General features: G+C 57.7%; 20 protein-coding genes. 14 read left to right on the forward strand and 6 right to left on the reverse strand.

Features of this window, described 5'->3' with window-relative positions; translation table 11 throughout:
- Positions 1 to 9: 9 nt before the first annotated feature.
- A complete protein-coding gene (locus tag HFP54_RS20155) occupies positions 10 to 426 on the reverse strand; it encodes a hypothetical protein (protein WP_168566554.1) in 417 nt (138 codons plus the stop codon).
- Positions 423 to 857 (reverse strand): acyl-CoA thioesterase, encoded by a 435-nt coding sequence (locus HFP54_RS20160; protein ID WP_146416333.1) that lies wholly within the window; start codon positions 855 to 857, stop codon positions 423 to 425. The genes HFP54_RS20155 and HFP54_RS20160 overlap by 4 nt, the downstream gene beginning before the upstream one ends.
- A 324-nt stretch (positions 858 to 1,181) precedes the next feature.
- Between HFP54_RS20160 and msrA the strand changes: the two genes are divergently transcribed.
- The 8 genes from msrA to HFP54_RS20200 all read left to right on the forward strand — a co-directional run bounded on the left by msrA (position 1,182) and on the right by HFP54_RS20200 (position 9,609).
- Positions 1,182 to 1,907, forward strand: a complete 726-nt coding sequence (gene msrA / locus HFP54_RS20165) for a peptide-methionine (S)-S-oxide reductase MsrA (RefSeq protein ID WP_146416334.1) — start codon at positions 1,182 to 1,184, stop codon at positions 1,905 to 1,907.
- Between the two features lie 27 nt (positions 1,908 to 1,934).
- Positions 1,935 to 2,426 carry a hypothetical protein gene (locus HFP54_RS20170; RefSeq protein WP_206036312.1) on the forward strand — a complete coding sequence of 164 codons (492 nt, stop codon included), beginning with the start codon at positions 1,935 to 1,937 and terminating at the stop codon, positions 2,424 to 2,426.
- Between the two features lie 297 nt (positions 2,427 to 2,723).
- Positions 2,724 to 3,578, forward strand: coding sequence for a sugar phosphate isomerase/epimerase family protein (locus tag HFP54_RS20175; RefSeq protein WP_168566660.1), 855 nt, complete (start codon positions 2,724 to 2,726; stop codon positions 3,576 to 3,578).
- Between the two features lie 4 nt (positions 3,579 to 3,582).
- Complete coding sequence (locus HFP54_RS20180; protein WP_197138451.1) at positions 3,583 to 4,140, forward strand: DinB family protein; 558 nt, start codon at positions 3,583 to 3,585, stop codon at positions 4,138 to 4,140.
- A gap of 46 nt (positions 4,141 to 4,186) precedes the next feature.
- Complete coding sequence (locus HFP54_RS20185; RefSeq protein WP_168566556.1) at positions 4,187 to 5,491, forward strand: alpha/beta hydrolase family protein; 1,305 nt, start codon at positions 4,187 to 4,189, stop codon at positions 5,489 to 5,491.
- Positions 5,491 to 8,043, forward strand: coding sequence for an ATP-dependent helicase HrpB (gene hrpB / locus HFP54_RS20190; RefSeq protein WP_168566557.1), 2,553 nt, complete (start codon positions 5,491 to 5,493; stop codon positions 8,041 to 8,043). The genes HFP54_RS20185 and hrpB overlap by 1 nt, the downstream gene beginning before the upstream one ends.
- Positions 8,044 to 8,086: 43 nt before the next feature.
- Positions 8,087 to 8,761 (forward strand): ABC transporter ATP-binding protein, encoded by a 675-nt coding sequence (locus tag HFP54_RS20195; RefSeq protein WP_168566558.1) that lies wholly within the window; start codon positions 8,087 to 8,089, stop codon positions 8,759 to 8,761.
- Complete coding sequence (locus tag HFP54_RS20200) at positions 8,758 to 9,609, forward strand: ABC transporter permease (protein WP_146416340.1); 852 nt, start codon at positions 8,758 to 8,760, stop codon at positions 9,607 to 9,609. Before HFP54_RS20195 ends, HFP54_RS20200 begins: the two co-directional genes overlap by 4 nt.
- Positions 9,610 to 9,619: 10 nt before the next feature.
- Here HFP54_RS20200 and HFP54_RS20205 read toward each other — a convergent pair whose 3' ends face one another.
- The 4 genes from HFP54_RS20205 to HFP54_RS20220 all read right to left on the reverse strand — a co-directional run bounded on the left by HFP54_RS20205 (position 9,620) and on the right by HFP54_RS20220 (position 13,249).
- A complete protein-coding gene (locus HFP54_RS20205; protein WP_168566559.1) occupies positions 9,620 to 10,996 on the reverse strand; it encodes an MBOAT family O-acyltransferase in 1,377 nt (458 codons plus the stop codon).
- A gap of 15 nt (positions 10,997 to 11,011) precedes the next feature.
- Entirely contained in the window at positions 11,012 to 12,094 is a 1,083-nt protein-coding gene (locus tag HFP54_RS20210) for a hypothetical protein (protein WP_168566560.1), read from the reverse strand.
- A 33-nt stretch (positions 12,095 to 12,127) separates the two neighbouring features.
- Positions 12,128 to 12,562 (reverse strand): peptidylprolyl isomerase, encoded by a 435-nt coding sequence (locus HFP54_RS20215; protein WP_168566561.1) that lies wholly within the window; start codon positions 12,560 to 12,562, stop codon positions 12,128 to 12,130.
- A 150-nt stretch (positions 12,563 to 12,712) separates the two neighbouring features.
- Positions 12,713 to 13,249 carry a hypothetical protein gene (locus HFP54_RS20220; protein WP_145292636.1) on the reverse strand — a complete coding sequence of 179 codons (537 nt, stop codon included), beginning with the start codon at positions 13,247 to 13,249 and terminating at the stop codon, positions 12,713 to 12,715.
- Between the two features lie 445 nt (positions 13,250 to 13,694).
- Here HFP54_RS20220 and HFP54_RS20225 point away from each other — a divergent pair, with 445 nt between their 5' ends.
- The 6 genes from HFP54_RS20225 (at position 13,695) to HFP54_RS20250 (ending at position 22,430) form a co-directional block, all read left to right on the forward strand.
- Positions 13,695 to 14,381 (forward strand): HEAT repeat domain-containing protein, encoded by a 687-nt coding sequence (locus HFP54_RS20225; RefSeq protein ID WP_206036314.1) that lies wholly within the window; start codon positions 13,695 to 13,697, stop codon positions 14,379 to 14,381.
- Positions 14,381 to 16,012: a sulfatase family protein gene (locus tag HFP54_RS20230; RefSeq protein WP_168566563.1), complete on the forward strand. Its 1,632-nt coding sequence runs from the start codon at positions 14,381 to 14,383 to the stop codon at positions 16,010 to 16,012. The genes HFP54_RS20225 and HFP54_RS20230 overlap by 1 nt, the downstream gene beginning before the upstream one ends.
- A gap of 298 nt (positions 16,013 to 16,310) precedes the next feature.
- A complete protein-coding gene (locus HFP54_RS20235; protein ID WP_146416347.1) occupies positions 16,311 to 17,330 on the forward strand; it encodes a glutamine synthetase beta-grasp domain-containing protein in 1,020 nt (339 codons plus the stop codon).
- Between the two features lie 288 nt (positions 17,331 to 17,618).
- A complete protein-coding gene (locus HFP54_RS20240; RefSeq protein WP_146416348.1) occupies positions 17,619 to 18,617 on the forward strand; it encodes a serine/threonine protein kinase in 999 nt (332 codons plus the stop codon).
- A 4-nt stretch (positions 18,618 to 18,621) separates the two neighbouring features.
- Positions 18,622 to 20,529, forward strand: a complete 1,908-nt coding sequence (asnB, locus tag HFP54_RS20245; RefSeq protein WP_168566564.1) for an asparagine synthase (glutamine-hydrolyzing) — start codon at positions 18,622 to 18,624, stop codon at positions 20,527 to 20,529.
- A 335-nt stretch (positions 20,530 to 20,864) separates the two neighbouring features.
- Positions 20,865 to 22,430: a circularly permuted type 2 ATP-grasp protein gene (locus tag HFP54_RS20250; RefSeq protein ID WP_168566565.1), complete on the forward strand. Its 1,566-nt coding sequence runs from the start codon at positions 20,865 to 20,867 to the stop codon at positions 22,428 to 22,430.
- Positions 22,431 to 22,494: the final 64 nt, after the last annotated feature.

Below are 22,494 nucleotides of genomic sequence, written 5' to 3' on the forward strand. Positions count from 1 at the left end.
CGCCCGACACTAACGTTGTTTGTCGCCATCTGGTCCACAATTCCGATCCAACCAGAACAGGCACAAGCCACCGGCCACCGTCGACATCGATTCGCCCCATGTCCACCAACTTGGCAAGCCAGCCAGCCAATCGATCAACAGCTGCAGCACCCCCAATATCACCGTTCCCGCTGCGGCAAGCGCGATCAGTGGTCGATATCGCGTCAGATCCGAAGCCACGACCAACAAGACGGCACCCACAAATCCATACATCAGTGACAGATGACGGGCCAAGTAGAACGTCAACGGCGAATCGGGGAACGGATCAAACCCGAGGGAAAGCGAGATCTGGGTGATCCAGTGTGCCGGCATCACGGCGGCGCCGAATGCGAACAGGCTGACACCTCCGACCGCTTGCAAAAACCATTTCAGCGGCTTGTCACTCATGACCAGGGCGGTGTGGGGGTGGAATCCGGGATGACCATGCGGTCGTAAACTTCATCAGGCAACGAGACGGCCTTGCGGACACGCAAATCGGCCAGCACCCAACGGGTTTGCACACGGGCCAAAATCATGCGATCCGCCGGACGGCAAATCAAGTACTTTCGACGAATTGCCATTCGCATCTTTTCGCTGATCCAGGTGCGAATCACCAACTGGTCGCCTGCCAGCGCGGCGGCGCGATAGGTCACCTCGTGCTGACGAACCACCCATCCGAATCCGCGTTTCAGTTCCGCCGAGGCATCCCAACCGGTCGACGCCGAATGGTCCCTCGCCGCCCACAGTGTCCACTGCAGATACCGCAAATTGTGGACGTGTTCCTGTGCATCAATTTCATCCTGTTCGACGACGTGTTGCAGATCAAAAACCGACGGCATACCTCTGGTCCGTTTGCGGTAAACTGGCAAAATCCCCCCTAGCGCGAATTCCCCTGTGCGGAATCCTCCCGATGCGTGCCCCAATCGAACGCGCCCGACGTCTTTCGCCCAGGGGGCCGATCGATCGGCCTGTCACGCCCGGTTTGGCCGGAAAGACGGCTGTTCAAACGACTAAACTGTTGGCAACGGGTCAGCCCACGATGGGTGTGACAGCTTGCCGAAGGCGGGAATCCATCCTGTCCCGACATTGACATATTCGCGAAACGTTCGCCCCATTTCGTTTAGGACCCTAAACGCAATCCACCGGATCCCACGGAGCCATCAATGACATTCGCCCCGTCCAATCGATCAATCGGCGTCGCGCTGTTGGTGCTGCTTGCCGCCGGGGGTTGTGACTCCTATGCCCAATCGTCTCGTTCAGGATCGGCACGAGTGAATCAATCGCAAATCAAATCCGACGGAAACTTTTCCGAAGTCGTCACGCTGGCCGGCGGCTGTTTCTGGTGCACCGAGGCGGTCTACGAACAGTTTCAACAGTCAGGAAAAGTCGGCGAAGTTGTTTCCGGCTACATCGGCGGCACTAAGGCGGAAGCCAATTACGAAGCCGTGTGCAGTTACAAGCGTCCGATCCCCGGCAAACCGCTGCACGCCGAGGCCGTCCAGGTCCACTATGACCCAGACAAGATCAGTTTCGAAGAAATCTTGGAAGTCTTTTTCAAGACGCATGACCCGACCAGTCTGTACCAACAAGGCGCCGACAAGGGACCGCAATATCGGACCAGCATCTTTTATCACAACGATGAACAGAAAGCTGCGGCCAAGGCCTACATCGACAAACTGAATAAGGAAAAGGTGTATCGCAGAGAGGTCGTCACATTGCTGGAAGACGGCACCGGAAAATCCGAAACCAGCACGTTTTATCCGGCCGAGGAGTACCACCAAGATTACTTTCGGCGAAATCCCTACCAAGGCTACTGCCAAATGGTCGTCAGCCAAAAGGTTCGCAAGACTCGCAACTTGTTCGAAGACAAGTTGAAGCTGGATCCTTGATTCGTGAAGACGTCTCTGCTATCTCCGGTGCGATCCCTTGTTTTCTTTGCCGTCGGACTTTCGGTGGCCTCGGCAGGCCTCGTCGCCCAAGGTCAAGTCGTTCAGCTGCCGACGTTCCGTACATTCAGCTACAGCGGCAGCGTTCTGGTGCCCGATGGCGGGACAGCGGTTTTGGGTGGCAATTCATCCGCGTTCCGGTCACGATCACTACGAGGCAACGGGCAATCGTCGGCACGATCCTTCGGCGGCGGTTCGGTGACGGCGACGATCATCGATTTAGACGCGATGGATCGAAAAATGCGTGGACTCGATTCGACCGCTCGTCGAACTGACGTGACACCGGCGGATCACGTCGAACGAATCGAGGAGGGAAAATCGCTGGTCCGTTACGCCCGAAAGATGGCGTCGATGGGCAAGCTTAGCCAAGCCCGCATGGCCTATAAAATGGCCATCGGCAAACTGGACGGCCGGCTGGCCGAATTGGCCGCCGCCGAATCGCGGCGTCTTCTGCGACCGTGACGTGATCGGTCACCATTTCTTGACGTTTTTTGCCACGGCGAATCCTGATCGATGGCGAATTCTGACGTCGACATTGGTTCGCTGTATCCTAGGCGATTCCATCAAAGATCCAGCTGCGATCGAATCTTTCCCACCTTGGATGAACCGCCTGCCATGAGAACCCACCGACGCCGATTGATCACGCTGGCCGCATCGGGCGGTCTGCTGGCAACGATGGCCGACTTGATTCCCACTTCAATTGCATCGGCCGAACCAAAATCGCCAAAAGGTCCGGAAACGGCAGGCATCGGGATCGCGCTGAACACCAGTACCATCCGCGGACAAAAACTGGACATTCGCCGACAGATCGACGTCACCGCCGCGGCCGGCTACGACGGAATCGAACCTTGGATTCGTGATCTTCGGAAATACGTCGATGATGGTGGCGATTTGGATTCACTGAAACGTCAGATCGATGACGCGGGGCTGAAGGTCGTCAGCGCGATCGGGTTTGCACAATGGATCGTCAACGATCCCGAACAACGCGCCGCCGGTTTGGCCGAAGCCCGTCGTGACATGGAATTGGTCCGTGCGATTGGCGGGACCCACATGGCGGCACCACCGGTCGGCGTTCATCGTCCCAAACCCGGTGATGCGATCCCCAGCTTGAAAACCATTGCCCAACGGTATCACGATTTGCTGGACGTCGGCGCGGATGTCGGCGTGATCCCGATGCTGGAATTATGGGGTTTCTCGCCTGTCCTGGGATCGCTGGGTGATTTGGCGTATGTGTCGGCCGGCGCGATGCATCCGGACGCGTGTGTGCTGCCCGATTTCTATCACATTTACAAAGGCGGCAATGACTTTGCCGGCCTGGGAATGATCGAAGCGTCTCGGATGCCGGTTTTTCACATCAATGATTATCCCGACCAACCGGGTATCAGTCAGATTGCCGACAAGGACCGTGTCTTTCCAGGTGATGGCGTCTGTCCATTGGTGTCGATCATCGCCGGTCTGATCGATCGCGGCTTTTGTGGGACTTTTTCACTGGAGCTTTTCAATCCAGACTACTGGAAACAAGACGCCGCCGATGTTGCCCGTGAAGGTTACGAAAAGTCACGAAAGGTTGTGGCGGCGGCCGTTGCCGAAAGCAAACTTTCCAAGGAGTCCTGATCGAATGTCAATGATGGCCAAAGCAATCGCCGAAAGCGGCCAGCACTGTATGAATTACGCTCGACAGCTGCTGCAAGATATTCCTGCCTCGCAGTTTGCACGATTCGCACGGTTGGGTGACACCGTGGTGGCGTCCAATCATCCGGCGTTCATTTTCGGTCACCTAAGTTTGTACGGATCGCGCGTGGTGGATGAACTGGGGGGCGACGCGTCGGCCGTCATGCCAACCGATCGATACAACGAACTGTTTTCGCCCGCGGCGGAATGCGTCGACGATCCCGACGGAACAATTTATCCGCCCATGGATGAAATCACCGAACGGTTCTTTGCCAGTTACACTTCCGCGGTCGATGCGCTTCGCCAGGCCGATGACGCAACCCTGTCGGCGGTCAATCCGAACGAACGTGGTCGCGCCAAGTTTGCGACAATGGGATCCATGCACGCGTTCTATTTGGGCGGGCACTTGATGATCCACTTGGGCCAGCTAAGTGCTTGGCGGCGGATGCAGGGCCTGGGTCAGGCCAGCAAACCCGCTTTTGCCGCCGGTTCGCCAAAGAGTTGATGTCCGCGGGCAATGGAACTTTCCTTTCAACACTGAAGTCCAAACGATGCTACGAGTCCCCTTTGTCGCCCTGTGTGCCATGTTCCTCGGTGTGACCGCGGCCCGGTCGTTTGAACCGAACTATGATGAAGCCAAGGTTCCGCAGTACCAACTGCCGGACCCATTGGCGGTATCCGACGGTGCGCCAATCACGTCGTCGCAGCAATGGGAAAGTGTCGGACGCCCGGCAACGTTGAAGCTTTTCCAAGATCACGTCTATGGCGTGTCACCCGACCCGGTGCAACAAAACGTGACGGTGCGGGGCAAAGTCGTCAGCCGCAAAGATGATGCGTTGGGTGGCCGGGCGATCCGTCGTGACATCGATGTGACGGTGAGTCACAACAACGCATCGCTGACGATGCAAATGCTGGTCTACACCCCGGCATCGTCTCAGGGCCCCGTGCCAACATTCTTGGGTTTGAATTTTCAAGGCAATCATTCGGTGGATCCGGATCCGGCGATTCGTATCCCCAACAGTTGGATGCGTAATCGCAAAAACGGCACGACCGACGGCCACCGTGCAACCGAAGCCGGTCGCGGCGTCGCCGCCGACCGCTGGCCGATCGAAACTATTGTCGGCCGAGGTTACGGCTTGGCGACGATCTATTACGGCGACATCGATCCCGATCAAGACGACAATTTTAAAAACGGCATTCACGGTCTGTTCGCCGATTGGAATGCATCGGCTGATCCGCTAACACGCTGGGGCAGCATCGCCGGATGGGCGTTCGGCCTTAGTCGGGCTTTGGACTTCTTGGAAACCGACGCACAAGTGGATGCCCGAAACGTGATCGTGATCGGGCACTCGCGACTGGGTAAGACCGCGCTTTGGGCCGGGGCGACCGATCCACGTTTTGCGATGGTGATCAGCAATGATTCCGGATGCGGCGGCGCAGCTTTGTCGCGTCGTGCATTCGGTGAAACCGTTGGGCGGATCAATCAGTCGTTTCCGCATTGGTTCAACGATCGCTTTCAAGACTACAACGAAAACGAATCCGCATTGCCGGTGGACCAACATCAATTGCTGGCGTTGATCGCCCCAAGACCATTGTGCGTGGCCAGCGCGACCGAAGACCGCTGGGCGGACCCCCATGGCGAATTTTTGTCCTGCGTCCATGCCAGTCCGGTTTATCGACTTTACGGCGTCAACGGCATCGGCTTGGCCAGCGATTCGGTGGAGATGCCAAGTCCCGAACAACCTTTGCAAAACGGACACATCAGCTATCACCTGCGTATCGGCAAACACGACTTGGCCGAATATGATTGGCTGCGATATCTGGACTTCGCGGACAAGCATCTGTTGAAACGTTAATGCCACTGCCGATCGATGAAGTGCTGCCCAGGATCCTTTCATCGATCCAAGCGGCAAGGCCTGTGGTTCTGAAAGCCCCGCCGGGCGCCGGCAAAACGACCGGCATACCGCCGGTGTTGCTGAAAGAAGGGATTCAACAGTTCGGTCAAATCTTGTTGATCCAGCCACGGCGTTTGGCAGCGCGGAGCGCGGCCAGGCGGATCGCATCGACGTTGGGTGAAATCGTCGGTGATCGCATTGGTTACCACGTGCGTTTTGACCGTCGCACCGGGACGCGCAACGAACTGGTTGCGATGACGCCGGGCATGCTTCTGCGGCGACTCAACGACGATCCGCTTTTAGATTCGGTCGGCTGCGTCTTGCTGGATGAATTTCACGAGCGGTCGTTGGAATTGGATCTATGTCTGGGCATGCTGCACCGAATTCGAACCACGCTGCGGGATGACCTGCGGTTGGTCGTCATGTCGGCGACCTTGGATCCCGATCCCATCGTTGACTTTTTGGGCGAGGGTGACGCGGTGGTCAGCCAGGGTCGATCGTATCCGGTGGATATTCGCTATCGGCCGATGCAATCGCGTCAGCGAACCGAAGATGCCGTGGCCGATTTGTTGCCCGAGGTCCGCGATGCCACCGATGGCGATGTTCTGGTATTCCTTCCCGGCGTGGGCGAAATCAAACGTGCATCCCGACGCTTGGCTCACCTGGCATCATCCTTGGGTTACGAGGTCGCAGAACTGTACGGCGATCTGTCGCCGGAGCAACAGGACCGTGTGCTTCGGCCGGCCGATCGTCGCAAAGTAGTGTTGTCGACCAATGTCGCTGAAACTTCCGTAACGATACCGGGCGTCACCGCGGTCATCGACGGAGGTCAAGCCAAAGTCATGACGTTTCATGCAGCGGTAGGATTGCCGCGACTGCAGCGACAGCCGATATCGGTTGCTTCGGCCGATCAACGTGCCGGCCGAGCAGGGCGCACCCAACCGGGAATCGCCTATCGACTGTGGCCCGAAGCGATGAACCGGTCCCGTCCCGCCTACGATGTCCCCGAGAGTCGGCGAAGCGATCTTTGTCAGACCGTCTTGATCTTATCGCGTTGGGGAGAAATCGACGTTGCGTCGTTTCCATGGATCGACCCGCCACCGTCGAAATCGGTCGATCAAGCAAAAGCGCTGCTTCGCCAGTTGGGTGCAATCGATCAAGGCAGCAAAATGACGTCCGATGGCTATCGCATGTCGAACATGCCATTGCACCCGAGGCTGTCGAAACTGATCGCATCCGCGAATCGTTGGAATGTGTTATGGCCCGCTTGCCTGACCGCCGCAATGCTAAGCGAACGCCCATCGCTGGCGAATGCGGATTCCGGATCTGATTCACCAAACAGATCGGCTTCCGGGGATGCATCCGTATCCAGCGGTTGGGCCGAAAACGATTTGGCCGATGCCGTCGATCGCTTGCAAACACTGTCGAACCAGAAAACACAACGCTCCGGCGTCGAAGCCCAGATCATTCGCGTCGCACGGCGATTGGAAAAGATCGCTCGAAGCAATCGTGATGCGGCCCCCGCCCACGACGAATCAGCAGCCAAGCTGCCGGTGGGTCAACGTTTGGCCCGGGCTTTGTTGTCGGCGTTTCCCGACCGGATCGCCCGGCGTCGTGACACGGCAAGTGCCCAAGGTGTGATGATCGGAGGTAGCGGCGTGCGGCTGACGCCGTCCAGCACCGTCGCGAATTCCGCGTTGTTCCTGTGCATCGACGTTGACAGTGGCGATACAGAAGCCAAAGTTCGTTCGGCGGTCGGCATCCAACTGGATTGGCTGGACGACGAACGGGTTTCGCAAGTCGACGAAGCCGAATTCGATCCATCGACCGAATCGCTAGTGATGCGGCGAAGAATCTATGTCCAAGACCTGTTGATCAGCGAAACCCCTATCAAGTGCGTTCCCAATGAATCCACGGCCGAGGTTTTGCTAGGTGAGTACCTGAAGCGATACGGCTGGTGCCCACCCGATTGCCACGACAGCGTCAACGAATTTGTTGCACGTGTTGAGTTCCTGCGGAGCAACACTCCGGAACTTGAACTGCCGCCGATCGGCCGTGAACAGATCGAACCAACCCTACGAATGCTATGTGCACAACACATTCGACTTTCATCGGTTGTCGATGCTTCATGGATCGATTTTCTGCGAGCGGTCTATACCTACGAACAACTGCGACAGATTGACCACAATGCTCCTGACAGCCTGACAGTTCCCGGCGGATCACAACGCAAAATCGACTATTCCGAAGCGGATCGACCCACCATGTCCGTCAAGCCGCAGGAATTGTTCGGCTGGACCGAATCGCCCCGATTGGCAATGTCACGTGTGGCGTTACGATTTCAGCTTCTCGCCCCCAACGGCCGACCACAGCAATTGACCGACGACTTGGCCAGCTTTTGGAAGAACACCTATCCGCAAGTCCGCAAAGACCTGCGAGGGCGATATCCCAAACATCATTGGCCCGAGGACCCGTTGACGGCAGCGGCCACACGAAACGGATTGAAGCCACGCTGATACCTGTGGCGTTCATCGTCACGGCGTTATCGGAGGCATCACGTTGACCGAACTGATCGCACGAAAGTTACGGCACGTCGCCCCGGACACGAATCGGGTTTTGCTGGACGATCTGGAAATCCAGGTCAGCGGTTCGGATCGAATCGGATTGGCCGGTCCCAGTGGCAGTGGAAAGTCCACGCTACTTCGCAGCCTTGCCTTTCTGGAATGCCGCACGATAGGGTCGATCGATCTGGACGGAACCCGAATCCAACAAGGTGACGTACCGCGATATCGACGTGACGTCGCCTACTTGGCTCAGCGACCAGGGTTTGTGGCCGGCACCGTCGAAGACAACCTACGACTGCCGTTTCAATTCCATGCGGCCAGCCAGGATCATTCCGCCAACCCAGAGTTTGACCGATCTGCGGCGGTGGATCGCTTGAAGGCGTTCGGTCGTTCCAACGCTTTTCTGGATCAGGATGTCGCAACCCTGAGCGGCGGCGAACGTCAAATTGCTTCATTGATTCGAAGCATGCTGATCAATCCAAGAATTTTGTTATTGGATGAACCGACATCGGCGCTAGACGCCGACGCGACCGCCGTCGTGGAAAACGTGATGCAAGATTGGCTGCAGGCATCCGGTGACCGCGCATGGGTCTGGATCAGTCACGACGCGAACCAATTGAACCGGATTGCGAACCGGACTTGGACGATGAATGAAGGTAAGCTGCGATGACCGGTTTGTTTTTATTGTCCGATGCAACATCGACGGCACCGACGTTGGACTGGTGGCAGGTCGCGATCGCCGCTTTGCTGTTGGCGGTCAACGGTCTGATTTCTTGGTGGCTGCGTTTGAAACTGGAACGCAAGATCTTGATCGGAGCCGTTCGGCTGTGCGTTCAACTAGGTTTGTTGGGGCTGATCCTTCACCAGATTTTCAGTCTGACTCATCTGTTGCCCGTTTTGGCATTGGCGTCGGCAATGACTGTGATTGCGGGGGTGTCCGCGGTGGGACGAGTCACCGATCGGTTTCGTGGCATCTATCCAACAGCCATCTTTTCGGTTTGGGCCAGCAGTTGGCTGATCACGGCGATCACGGTGTTGCTGATCGTACGACCACAACCATGGTTCAGTCCCGCCGTGTTGATACCGCTGCTGGGCATGGTCCTGGGCAATTCGCTGACGGGCATTTCTTTAGGGATGGACCGATTCCTATCGGAACTGAATCATCGTCGTGATGAAATTGAAATGCGATTGGCATTGGGCGCCGATCGGTATGAGGCGACTCAGGCCGTCATGGCACACGCAACAGGCGCATCAATGATCCCGATCTTGAACACCATGTCGGTTGCCGGAATCGTCAGCATCCCCGGCATGATGACCGGACAATTACTGGCCGGTGCACCACCGCTTCAGGCGGTCGCCTATCAGATCACCATCATGTTCGTGATCGCATCAACAATTGCCTTGGGCGTCATCACCGCACTCAGCCTTACCGTTCGCCGCTTGACCACACCTTGGCATCAAATCGACTGGCACGCACGAAAATCGGCAACATCGGCACGTCGACGGTCCAAGTCTTAAGAATCGGCATTCAGAACTGGAAATAGACAAAGGGCCGGAATCCTTGGGGCGCGTACAAAACCAAACTCCATAGTAAGATCGCCGTCACCACCGGCGAATACCAACGATCCGCCGGCAACCTTCGCGGACGTCGCCATCCCGCGGCCCAACACGCGTGCTCAATCACCATGACGCCGATCATTAGCAGGGGTAACGGTGGGAACCAGTAAATCCCTTCGGTCGGCCATGACATTCGTCCCAAGATGCTCATGGCGCTGGCCAAGTCGGGACTGCGGAATAGGACCCAACCAGCCAGAACGACCATCGTGGTCAGCCCCCACCCGACGCCGCGAGACAATCGAATTCGTGTGGTGGACATCCGGTGAACGGCCAGTCCCAAACCATGCCAGATCCCCCACAAAACGAATGTCCAGGCCGCACCGTGCCACAACCCACCCAATGTCATCGTGATCATCAAATTCACATAGGTCCGGCTGCGTCCCAGTCGGTTTCCACCCAGCGGAATGTAGAGATAGTCCCGCAACCAACGTGACAATGTCATATGCCAACGTCGCCAAAATTGAGCCATGTTTGACGACAGGTACGGGTGTCGAAAGTTAGGCGGAAACCGGTATCCCATCATCTTCGCGGCTCCGGTCGCCATGTCGGTGTAGCCTAAGAAGTCATAATAGATCTGACCGGCATACGCCACGACGGCGATCCATAGGGTCACCGTGCTGTACAGATCCGGTCCTGCAAAGACGACATCGACCGCTTCCCCCATCCGATCAGCGATCAAGATCTTTTTCACTGCGCCGCGCAACAGTTGCTGAAATCCGCCGTACATTCGGCGTTTCGAAAACGTCGGACGCACCGCCAACTGTGGCAACAGTTCCTTTGCACGAACAATCGGCCCGGCGACTAATTGCGGAAAGAAAGCGACGTACAACGCAAAGTTCAAAAAATTGGATGTCGCCCTCAACTTTCGCCGATAAACGTCGATCGTGTAGCTGAGAGTTTGAAATGTATAGAACGAAATCCCGACCGGCAGAATGATCTGCAACGTCTGGGATCCCCATCCCCAGTGCCCCCATACCTCGGCCAGTGATTCAATGAAGAAGTTGTAGTATTTGAAAAACCCCAGCACCCCCAAGTTGACACACAAACTGGTCAACAGAAACAAGCGGCGTATGCCTTGTGATTGGGAACGATCGATCTGCCGGGCGGCGATGAAGTCGACCACCGTGGACAAAATCAAAAGGCCACAGAACCGATAATCCCAATAGGCATAAAAGTAATAGCTGGCCGCAAGCAGAATCGCATTGCGCAGTGTGACGCGACGTGTCGCCCAGACCAGTGCGATCACCAATGCCAGAAAGATCGGAAATTCCAGTCGCGTGAATCCCACCGAAGACCGTGCTCCCTATCGTTCCGGTGTCGCAATCACGTCTTGTGTCAACGCAACATGCTGGGCGATACGCCGGGCGATCAACTGATACCCGTGGGCGTTGAGATGTCCCACTCCGATTTGTCCGTTGTGAAAACCATGCGGCCATTCACCCGAATCGGCTGCGGCAATTAAATCGTTCGTCACGTCCAACCAGTACAGCCCGGTATCGGAAGCCGCGGCGCGCAACAGACGAATCTGGTCCGGATGATCCAGCGAACGCACCACGCGACCATTGACAATCTCGGGACGTCGAGGCGCGTGAACGATCAAAATCGGGCGATTGGTGGAATCGGCCAAAGTCTGCATGGCTTTCTGCCAATCGACACGTTCGTTTTCCGAGGCGACCGACCCAGAATGAACCGGAACGTCACCTTTCACGACGGGGCCTACCGTCCATCGCAAACGTCGAATGTTGGCCCCATCGTCCTGCGTTAGAACGTGTCTGGCCGCTTGAATGACGAAAGCGGGAAGCAGGGCGGCCCAAGCATTTTTTGACGCCGGGGCGGCACCATCGGTTTCGGCATCATTCTGACCGATTTCAGTCGGGGTTGCGGTGTGCTGTTGCAGCACGGCCAAGTCTTCCCAGTCGACCATCAGAATGACATGCGCGTCGATTCCAAGTGATGCTTCGGCCCGCGAAATCTGTTCGATCCAGACGGCGGCGTCTTCGCCGCTGCGGGCCAGCGGATAAACGGCCACCGAGCCATCAGGATCGATCGCCCGTTCGATGGCCGCAAACAATTTGTCCGGATCGTCGACCGCGACACCTTCGGCCTGGCTGTCGCCCCACAGTGCGATACGACGACGCACCGACGGACCATCGGCCAATCGTGTTCGACCGGGCATGCCGTGGGGCCCGATGTGCGTGTCCGCATAGCCTTCGCTTCGCCAGCGATAGACCGCGCCCTCGGGCAGGGTCCAGGTCTTGCGCACCGGATCCATGGTCAGCGGAACATAGCTGCGGACGAACCACGGTGAGGTCACCGCGACGATCAGAGTGCCGAAAAAAAGGCCGATCAACCAACGGCTGATCAGCCTTTTCGAAAACGCAATCATGGCTTACCAACAAGCATCGGCAGGCAATGACGATCAGCCTTCGTCAGACACGCTGACCTTGGTCATCTTGTCACCCTGTTCGATGGCATCGACGACGTCTTGGCCTTCGATGACCTTGCCGAACACGCTGTGACGATTGTCCAAGTGCGGTTGGGCTTCGTGGGTGATGAAGAACTGCGATCCGTTGGTGTTGGGACCCGCATTGGCCATCGACAAAACGCCGGGTCCGTCGTGCTTCAATTCAGGATGAAATTCGTCTTCGAATTGATAGCCGGGTCCGCCCGTGCCGGTGCCTTGGGGACACCCGCCTTGGATCATGAAGTTCGGAATCACGCGGTGAAACGTCAGACCGTCGTAGAAGTTCTTGGCACACAAGTCCTCGAAATTCTTCACCGTCTTGGGAGTCTTGTCGGCGAACAATTCGATCTTGATGGTGCCTTTATCGGTTTCGAAGGTGGCAACTTTCATGGTGTCAGTTCGTGTTGTTGGAGATGGAGTATGTCGGAGAACAATATTCGTATTGCGTCGTCGCGGCCGGGTGAACGCGATCACCTGGCCACGCTTTGATGTTGGACGTTCCGCACAGTGCAGTGCAGAGCAGAAAGGATTCAACAGCGACTATGGGGCATCCGTTTCGACTTCGATGCTGAAGTCGTCTTCGCCCATTTCCAGATCGCCGGCATCAATGTCGCCCATATCGGTGTCGAACCCGGTGCCTTCCAACGGAACATCGTAGGTGGTTCCGTCGGGCATGATCAATTCGGCCGAAGCGACGTCTTCACCCTGTTGTTCGATTGCCAACTGGGCATCCGACTTGGAGCCGACGATGTCGACGATCATTCGGTTTTCGCCGGGATTGTCTTGGGCGTATTGGGCCGTTTCCTGCAGATTGATTGACGCCGATTCGATGTCGCCAACGTTGTCCTGGATGACCGGGTTGTCGCTCAACTGTTCGACGATCGCCATGCCGGCAAATTCGGTGAACTTGGACGCAAAGAAGTAGCCGCCGCCACAGCATGCGAGGGCACCCACCAATAGCAGCGCCGCCAGGATGCCCAAGACCCACAGCCAGGTGTTGGATTTCTTGGCCGGCGGTTGCTGATAACCGGCGCCTGGGTTCTGGTTTCCGAACGGATCATTGGGCGCGTTGGACATAACGTGACAATCCTTGCGTGTTTGCCTTGACCGAAAAAGAAAAGGCCGTGCGTAAAACTGATTCTGATCGAAGGGCAACGTTGACAGCAGACGCCGCCACCGGCGCTACATCCGGTCACGATCGCATTTGACCGTTGCCCCGATCGTCATGCGACCGTTCGTTGTTGTCCTTCACCGTAGCGGTCATTAGAACGGAACGGTTCGACCAGGAACAGTCGATGCGGCGCTGCGAATTGTCCCCGAAATTAGCGTCATTCGGCGGCATTGAACATGACTTTGGGCAATTCCGATAAAATGCGTCAGCGTTGTTTTTGTGACGGCCCATCGCTCGCACCCGCCACGGCCGAATCGGCCGATCCCGCTTGGCCGGGACGACGGCCCCTGTTTTCGGCCGCACCCGCACGGACTTGGCTTCGGTGGCCGAGCACCAACATTCCCCAAGACCATGAAATCACACCTCTCCTTCCGCTGGCCGCGGGACCGCCGACATCGGCACCGTCCGCGACGTCAGTCACCATTGTTGTTTGTCCTGAGTCTTTTGTGCCTTGCCTGTCCTTGGGTATCAGCCGACGACGCGAATTCGGCGAAGCCGGATGATCGATTGACCGTCGATGTCGTGGCCGGTCGCACCGCCGATGACTGGGTGGGCGAATTGGATTCAACCGATCGAACCGATCGACTGCGGGCGTTGCGATCCCTGGCTCCCATGGGCGTCTCCGTCGCGCCGCAGGTTGGCCGATGCCTGGAACACGATGATGCTGCGATGCGATACCTGGCGTGCAGCATTCTGGGCGACCTGGGCCCCGAAGCGGTCAAGCCGTTCAGCAACACTCTGAAACGCATGGTCAAAACGGACCCGATGAAGTCGACGCAGATGGCTGCGGCCTACGCGCTGTGCCGTGGTGGAGAGATGGAGCAGTACTTGGCAACACTGACCGATCGCTTGGAATATCCCGAACGTGGCATGGCGTGCTGTGCGGCGGAACTGATCGGCCGGTTGGGTCCCGATGCCAAAGACGCCGTGCCCGCGTTGCAGAAGGCTTACCGAACACACAAGCCGGGTGGTGGCGGTGACTATCACATTGGCGGTGCCGCCAAGAACGCACTTCGCAAATTGGGAGCGGTGGACTGATGAAGCCAACACCTATCATTCAACGGTTCGTCATCGCCTGTTTGTTTCTGTCGGGCGCAGGACAAGTAGCCATCGCCGACGACCGCCCCAACATTGTTTGGATCAGTTGCGAAGACATCTCACCGAACCTCGGTTGCTATGGCGATCCGCACGCGATCACACCCAACTTGGATCGTTTGGCGGCCGAAGGCGTCCGGTTCGATCGTGCGTTCACGACCGCGGGTGTCTGCGCGGTCGTCCGCAGCAGCATCATTTCGGGAATGTACCCGCCGGCAATCGGTTCCCAACACATGCGCAGCCGGATCATTTTGCCGCCGGGCGTACGACCATTTCCAGAACTGATGCGGGCCGCAGGTTACTTCACGACCAATCGTGACAAGACCGATTATCAATTCGAACCCACACCAGCGATCTGGGACCGCCAAGGCAAAAAACATCTGGACTGGCGGGAACGCCCCGATCCGGATCAGCCGTTCTTTTCAGTGATCAACTTCACCGTGTCGCACGAGAGCCAAGTGCGTCATGGCGAAAAACGTCATGCCGAAGTCATCAACGAAATCGGCGAAGCCAACCGTCATGATCCCATCGAATGCGCCGACACGATGCCCGATTACATGCCCAACACGCCGGCGGCGCGAAAGAACTGGGCTTGGTATCACGACAACATCACGTTGATGGACAAAATGGCCGGCGAGGTGCTGGACCGATTGGAACAAGACGGCTTGGCGGACAACACCCTGGTGTTCTTTTGGAGCGACCACGGCATGGGGCTGCCGCGTGGAAAACGTTGGATCTATGACACCGGAACGCTGGTGCCCGTGATCGCCCGCTGGCCGGATCATTTGGACGCCGGCGGCCGTCGTCCTGATTTGGTCACACTGATGGACTTGGTACCGACCACGTTGCAGGCCGCCGGAGTGGAAGTCCCCGATTACATGCACGGACGCACGTTGTTCACGGCGGACCAAAGTGACGATGTCAGCAAGGAACCGCCGTACATCTTTTTGCACCGTGACCGGATGGACGAAGTCTACGAGCTTCAACGAGGCGCCCGCGATCGACGCTGGAAGTACATCCGCAACTATCATCCGGATCGCCCGTATTCCCAGCGTTTGGATTACATGGACGAAATGCCCATGATGCAAGATTGGCGTCGGCTGAATGCCGCCGGTCGGTTGTCTGGCGGCCAAGCCAACTGGTTCCAACTGCCCAAGCCGATCGAGGAACTGTACGACACCGAAAAAGACCCGTGGGAACTGAACAACTTGGCGGAACTGCCTCAATATGCGGATCGGTTGGCGCGGATGCGACTGGCCACCGAGCGATGGCAAACACGCATCGGCGATACCGGAATGATCCCCGAAGCGGTGTTGATGGAGGAAATGAAGCCGGGGGGCAAAAAGCCGCGAACGCTTCCGCCGGAAATCGAGTTCACCGATGGAAAAGTCCATTTGCGAAGCCCCACTGAGGGCGGCTCGCTGGTCTATCGCATCCGCACGGGGGATCAGTGGTCCGGCTGGCGGCTGTACGTCGGACCGTTCGATGCGCCGGCGGTACCGCTGCAGGCGATGGCATGTCGCGCGGGTCTGCGCGACAGCAAACTGTCCGACTGGCGACCAACGGATCGCTAGGGCTGGGACCAGACCGCCACGTGGTAACGGACCCGCTTTCACGTTACCCGGCAGCCTAGGGGAGACCATGTTCCCTAGGCGCCGGTCATGGGGACCAGACTACCCACGCTTGAAATTTCGGCTATTTTATGGTTCCGCTTGGAAGTATGGCCCCGCTGGTCGATTCTGAGCCACACCGGGCATCGGTTGGGTAGAACCGTGTTCATATTGAGTGTGCTTCATTTGTGTCGGGTTTGACGACATAAGGCGGCACAGACAGGTCAAACTCGTTCTGATTCACCAAGGGGGAATCAATCTTATGACCAAGTGCAAGTTGGAATACATCTGGCTGGATGGCTATCAGCCGACCCAAACGCTTCGCAGCAAGACCAAGATCGAAGACGATTTCAGTGGCAAGCTGGAAGACGCGAAGGTTTGGAGCTTCGACGGAAGCAGCACCGAACAAGCCGATGGTGGCTCGTCGGACTTGTTGCTCAAACCCGTTTACATCGTTCCCGATCCGGGCCGCATCGGCACCGGTTTCCTGGTGATGTGCGAAGTCTTGAACTCCGACGGAACCCCGCACCGCACCAACGGCCGCAGCACGATCCACGACGACGACAACGATTTCTGGTTCGGTTTCGAACAGGAATACACGCTGTGGAATCCGGAAACGGACAAGCCGCTGGGCTTCCCCTCCGAAGGTTATCCCGGCCCTCAAGGCCCGTACTACTGCAGCGTCGGTGGCGGTCGTGCTGTCGGACGTGAAGTCGTCGAAGAACACTTGGAACTGTGCTTGCAAGCCGGCCTGAACGTCGAAGGCATCAACGCCGAAGTGATGATGGGTCAGTGGGAGTTCCAAATCTTTGCCAAGGGTGCCAAGGAAGCCGGCGACCAAATCTGGATCGCCCGTTACCTGTTGGACCGCACCGCCGAGAATCACGGCCTGTCGATCAATTACGAGCCCAAGCCGGTCAAGGGTGACTGGAACGGCAGCGGCATGCACGCGAACTTCAGCAACACGACCCTGCGGACCTGCGGCAGCCAAGACGTGTACGAAGCGATCTGTCAAGCTTTCGAGCCGCGGATCAAGGAACACATCGACGTTTACGGTGCCGACAACGATCAACGTTTGACCGGTCTGCACGAAACCCAGTCGATCGACAAGTTCAGCTACGGCGTTTCGGACCGTGGTGCTTCGATCCGAATCCCGATCGGAACCGTCGAAAGCGGCTGGAAGGGCTGGTTGGAAGACCGTCGCCCGGCATCCAACGCCGACCCGTACATGGTCGCCAGCGCGATCATCGCGACCGTCAAGAGCGCCGCGGTTCCCGCGTAAGCGACTGCGTTTGACGACGTCGAACATCTCTCAGGCCCGATCGCGTGATGACAACGCGATCGGGCCTTTTTTTGTTGACCGACCACGCCATCATGACCGCTGCGTGAATCACCCCGTTGCACGATACAATGAAGCAGACACGGCCGACCCGGCAGACATGCCGGCCCCGGCCGACAAGACCGGCCCGGCGTTTCGGGATGTAACGCGATACGGCAAAAACCGCCGACGTCGCTTCGAAACACCGTCGCGCACCCCACGTCGCTCAATCGATCTGCTGAACTTCACGCCATGACCGTCGAACCGTCGATCATCTTGTCGGGAACCGATCCCGATCTGCCGACCAAATTGCCGTCGGGACTGCAGCGCTACACGGGCCTGAAAGAAATGGCGCGGGGCGGCAGTGCCATTCTCCGCAGCGGCTTTGACCGTATCGTCGGTCGTACCGTGGCCATCAAAACACTGCTGCCGGAAACCAAGAACAACCGCAAGGAACGGCGACGGTTCTTGCGAGAAGCCCGTGTGACCGCCCAACTGCAGCACCCCAACACCGTGCCCGTCTACGAGATCGGTAACGATCTGATGTACGGCATTTTCTTCGTAATGAAACGAATCTCGGGGGAAAACTTTTTCGAAATCCTGAAGCGAATCGCCCGCAAGGACGAAGCCACGATCAAAGCGTTCCCGTTGCGTCGGCGACTGGAGGTCGTCGCCGACACCTGCCAGGCGCTTGCCTATGCACACGCACGTGGCGTCATTCACCGTGACGTCAAACCGGAAAACATCTGGGTCGGAAACTTCGGCGAAGTCATCCTGCTGGACTGGGGGACCGCCAAGGTCTGGGGCCACGCCGACGACAACGAACCGATCCGGCAAAGCACACTGGCGCAGAAACCCGACCAAGCAGACCAACAACTAACCACCCTGACCGGTGGCGGCCAGCGTCCCGGTACGCCGCTGTACATGTCACCGGAGCAGGTGTCCGGTAATCGTGGCATTGATGAACGATCGGACATCTTCAGCGTCGGCGTGGTCCTTTACGAAATGCTGGCCCTGCGGGAACCTTTCCGAGGCCGAAACATTGACGAAACATTCAACAACATTCGCAGCAAGGACGTTCCCCCGCCCAGCGAAACCGCGCCGGACCGTCAGATTCCGGCCTTGGCGGATCAGGTCGTCATGAAAGCTATCCAAAAGCGACCGGGCGACCGATATCAATCGATGCGGGATTTGATCGCAGCGATCGGCGAAATCCGCGACCAGGAAATCCACGAGCCCCAGGACCCATAGTCAGTTGTGCGGAATCACCGGAGCGGTTTGGACGGATCCGAACCAGCGAATTGACCCAGACCAGCTGTTGCGAATGACGCAGCAGATCGCGCATCGCGGGCCGGACGATTCGCAGACCTGGCGTGACGATCATCACATCGACGCACGTGGACAAGCGTTGGGCGTTGGCCTGGGCTTTCGACGGTTGTCCATCATCGATTTGGCGGGCGCCCGGCAACCGATGGCTTGCGAAGACCAATCGATCCACATGGTCTTCAACGGTGAAATCTATAACTACCAAACGTTGCGATTGCGGTTGGAAGGTGCGGGACACCGCTTTGCCACCAACGGCGATGGTGAGAGCATTCTGCACCTGTTCGAAGATCTGGGGCCCGACTGCTTTGCCCAGCTGAACGGGATGTTCGCGATCGCGTTGTGGGATGCGCGACAACACCGCTTGGTTCTGGCTCGCGACCGCATCGGTCAAAAACCGCTGTACTACGCCGTCAAAGACGGACGCTTGGTGTTCGGCAGCGAATTGAAATGCCTGGCCGCGGTCGACGGTGTCTGTGACGAACTGGACTTAGGGTCGATCGACCAGTACCTGACGTATCAGTACGTTCCCCACCCGAACACAATCTGGAAAGGCGTTCGGAAATTGCCACCGGGTCATTACGCGGTGTTTCAGAACGGACGTTTAAGCGTTCACCCCTACTGGACGTACGACCCGTCGACGCAGGCCGACATCAGTCGCACCGATGCAATCGATCGCTTACGGGAATTGCTGTCCGATTCGGTACGACTGCGAATGCGTAGCGATGTACCGTTTGGTTCGTTCTTGTCCGGCGGTATCGATTCGTCATTGATCACGGCAATCGCTCAACAGCATTCCGACCAACCGTTGCGGACGTTCAGCATCGGTTTCCCGGTCGCCGACTTTGACGAAACGCATTATGCCGACATGGTCGCCCGCCACCTGGGAACCCGGCACGAAAAGTTCGTGGTCCAGCCCAGCGGCGTTGATGTGCTGGACAAATTGGTTTGGCACTACGATGAACCCTTTGGTGATTCCAGCGCCGTCCCGACGTGGTATCTGTCCGAATTGACCAAACAACACGTGACCGTGGCGCTGTCGGGCGACGGCGGGGATGAATTGTTTGCCGGATACGAACGTTACCATGCGTTGCACCTGAGCGAACGTCTGCCGCGAGTGTTTCCTGTCCATCGGTTGCCGGGCTTTTCGTTGATCCAACGGTTGCCCGACTCCGGACGCCGCCGCAGCTTGATTCGGCGGGCCAAACGGTTCGCCGAAGCGTTGGGACAATCGTCCCCACAGCGGTACATGAATTGGCTGCAAATCTTTTCATTCACCATGCGGGCCGAACTGTACAACGATGCCTTTGTGCAGCAGTTGCCGGCGGACGATCCCATCGAATTCCTGCTGGCCGCTTGGGATCGCAGCGAAGGTCGCGACCTGATGACCCGGGCATCGACCAGCGATGTGGTGACCTATTTACCCTGCGATTTGATGACCAAAGTGGACATCGCGGCGATGGCACACGGATTGGAAGTCCGCCAACCCATGCTGGATTACCGACTGGTCGAATTTGCCGCAACGCTGCCGATCGAACTGAAACGCCGGGGCAGTCGCGGCAAGCTCTTGTTGCAGGACGCGTTCGGATCGTTGATCCCGGGCGAGATCTTCACCCGCAAGAAGATGGGGTTTGGGGTGCCGATCGCGACGTGGTTCCGCAACGAATTGAAACCCATGGTCCACGACACCCTGTTGGCCGACGACGCCCGGGTATCCCAGTTTCTGCGGCCTGATTCGGTCGCCGATCTGGTCGCCGCGCACGAAAACCACCAGCAAAACCACTGCTATCGGCTGTGGAACCTGTTGTTCTTGGAATTGTGGCTGCGACGCTGGACCTGAGACACAAGCCACCGGTCCACGTGCGAGGCGCAACCTGGGTGCCGTTTCGGGGTGACTTTTCGTTCCGGGACGATCCGGGTCTGCAGCCGGATTTGCTAACGCGGGGCAATCCGCCATCACGGCGGTACAAGCGTTATTTACCGTACATCTAAATTTCTGGGCAATCTATGTTCGCTCCAGTGGGGTTGGGCATACTAGACTCTCGGCCTAGGCGGATCTGAATTCAAAAACTATTTAGCAAACGTGGGCCGCGTGTTTCCGTCCATGCGTCGATCGGCGTGTGGACCAAGCACCGGCGGATGTCCGCGTCCCAATCGACTCCTGTCACCGTCTCTATGTCCACCGATCCATCTTCCTCGTGGCAGTCACAATCTCAATCTCAGGCGTCCGGCACGGCATCAGCGGATGCATCGGAAAAACCGTCTGCGCAGCCTCTTCCGCGATTGATTGATTACGACCCTGGCGGATTTTTCGACGAACTGGTCAACGATCAATCGATCGCGAGGCCCGATACCGAAGTCCTGGTCGACATGATCAATCGCATTTCGGGGGAAACATTGGCGCGGCGCCAGCGGGCCATCGAACGGGCGATGTACCGGATGGGAATCACGTTCACGGTTTACAGTGATTCCCGTGGGACGGAAAAGATCATGCCGTTCGACATCATTCCGCGTGTGGTTCCGGCGATCCTGTGGCATCATATTGAAGCCGGACTGAAGCAGCGGATCGGCGCGCTCAATCGATTCCTGTCGGACATCTATGGTCCCCAGAACATCATCAACGATGGGGTGATCCCGCGCGAATTGGTCGACACGTCGAAAGACTTTCGGCCACAGTGCATCGGATTGACGCCGCCCAACGGCGTGTGGTGTCACATCACGGGCACCGATTTGATTCGCGATTCCAGCGGCACGGTCTATGTCTTGGAAGACAACCTGAGGTGCCCATCGGGTGTCTCGTACGTGCTGCAAAACCGCGCGGTGATGAAGAAGAACTTTCCCCAGTTGTTCGACGCCAGTCGAGTCCGACCGGTCAATGATTACCCGGCACGACTGTACAACACGCTGGTGTCGATGGCCCCCGAAGGCGTTCGCAACCCGGTCGTCGCCGTCTTGACCCCGGGTGTTTACAACAGCGCCTATTACGAGCATTCGTTCTTGGCCCAACAAATGGGTGTCGAATTGGTCGAAGGCCGCGATCTGATGGTCAAAGACGATCGCGTTTACATGCGGACCACCGAAGGGTTGCAGCAAGTCCACGTCCTTTATCGGCGTGTGGACGACATGTTTTTGGACCCGGAAGTTTTTCGCGAAGATTCGGTGCTGGGCGTTGCCGGTTTGATGCGAGCCTATCGTGCGGGCAACATTGCTTTGGCCAACGCACCGGGAACGGGCATCGCCGACGACAAGGTGATCTACGCCTATGTGCCCAAAATGATCGACTACTACTTGGGCGAAACACCGATTCTGGAAAACGTTCCCACTTACGTTTGCTTGGACGAAGACGATCGCCGCCACGTGCTGGAAAACTTAGACACGCTGGTGGTCAAAGCGGCGAACGAATCGGGAGGCTATGGCATCTTGATCGGCCCGCACGCGACGCCCGCCGAGCGTGAAAAATTCGGCGAACTGATTCGCGAGAACCCTCGAAACTACATCGCCCAGCCGACGCTTTCGCTGTCGCGGGTGCCGACCTTGGTGGGTGAATCGTTGGAAGGACGCCACGTGGATTTGCGTCCGTACATTTTGTGCCGATCGCCGACCGATGTGGATGTGATTCCCGGCGGGCTGACCCGCGTGGCACTGAAGCGTGGATCGCTGGTCGTCAATTCATCGCAGGGCGGCGGCAGTAAAGACACGTGGGTCGTTGCCAATCCCGGCGAAGAAACCGCAAGCACCTGATCCATTCGCCCAGCACCGTGGCGTCCGACACGGTCGCCTTTTTGTTTGCCCCGAAAACAGCAAG

The sequence above is a fragment of the Crateriforma spongiae genome (assembly GCF_012290005.1).
In the GTDB taxonomy this organism is placed as follows: domain Bacteria; phylum Planctomycetota; class Planctomycetia; order Pirellulales; family Pirellulaceae; genus Crateriforma; species Crateriforma spongiae.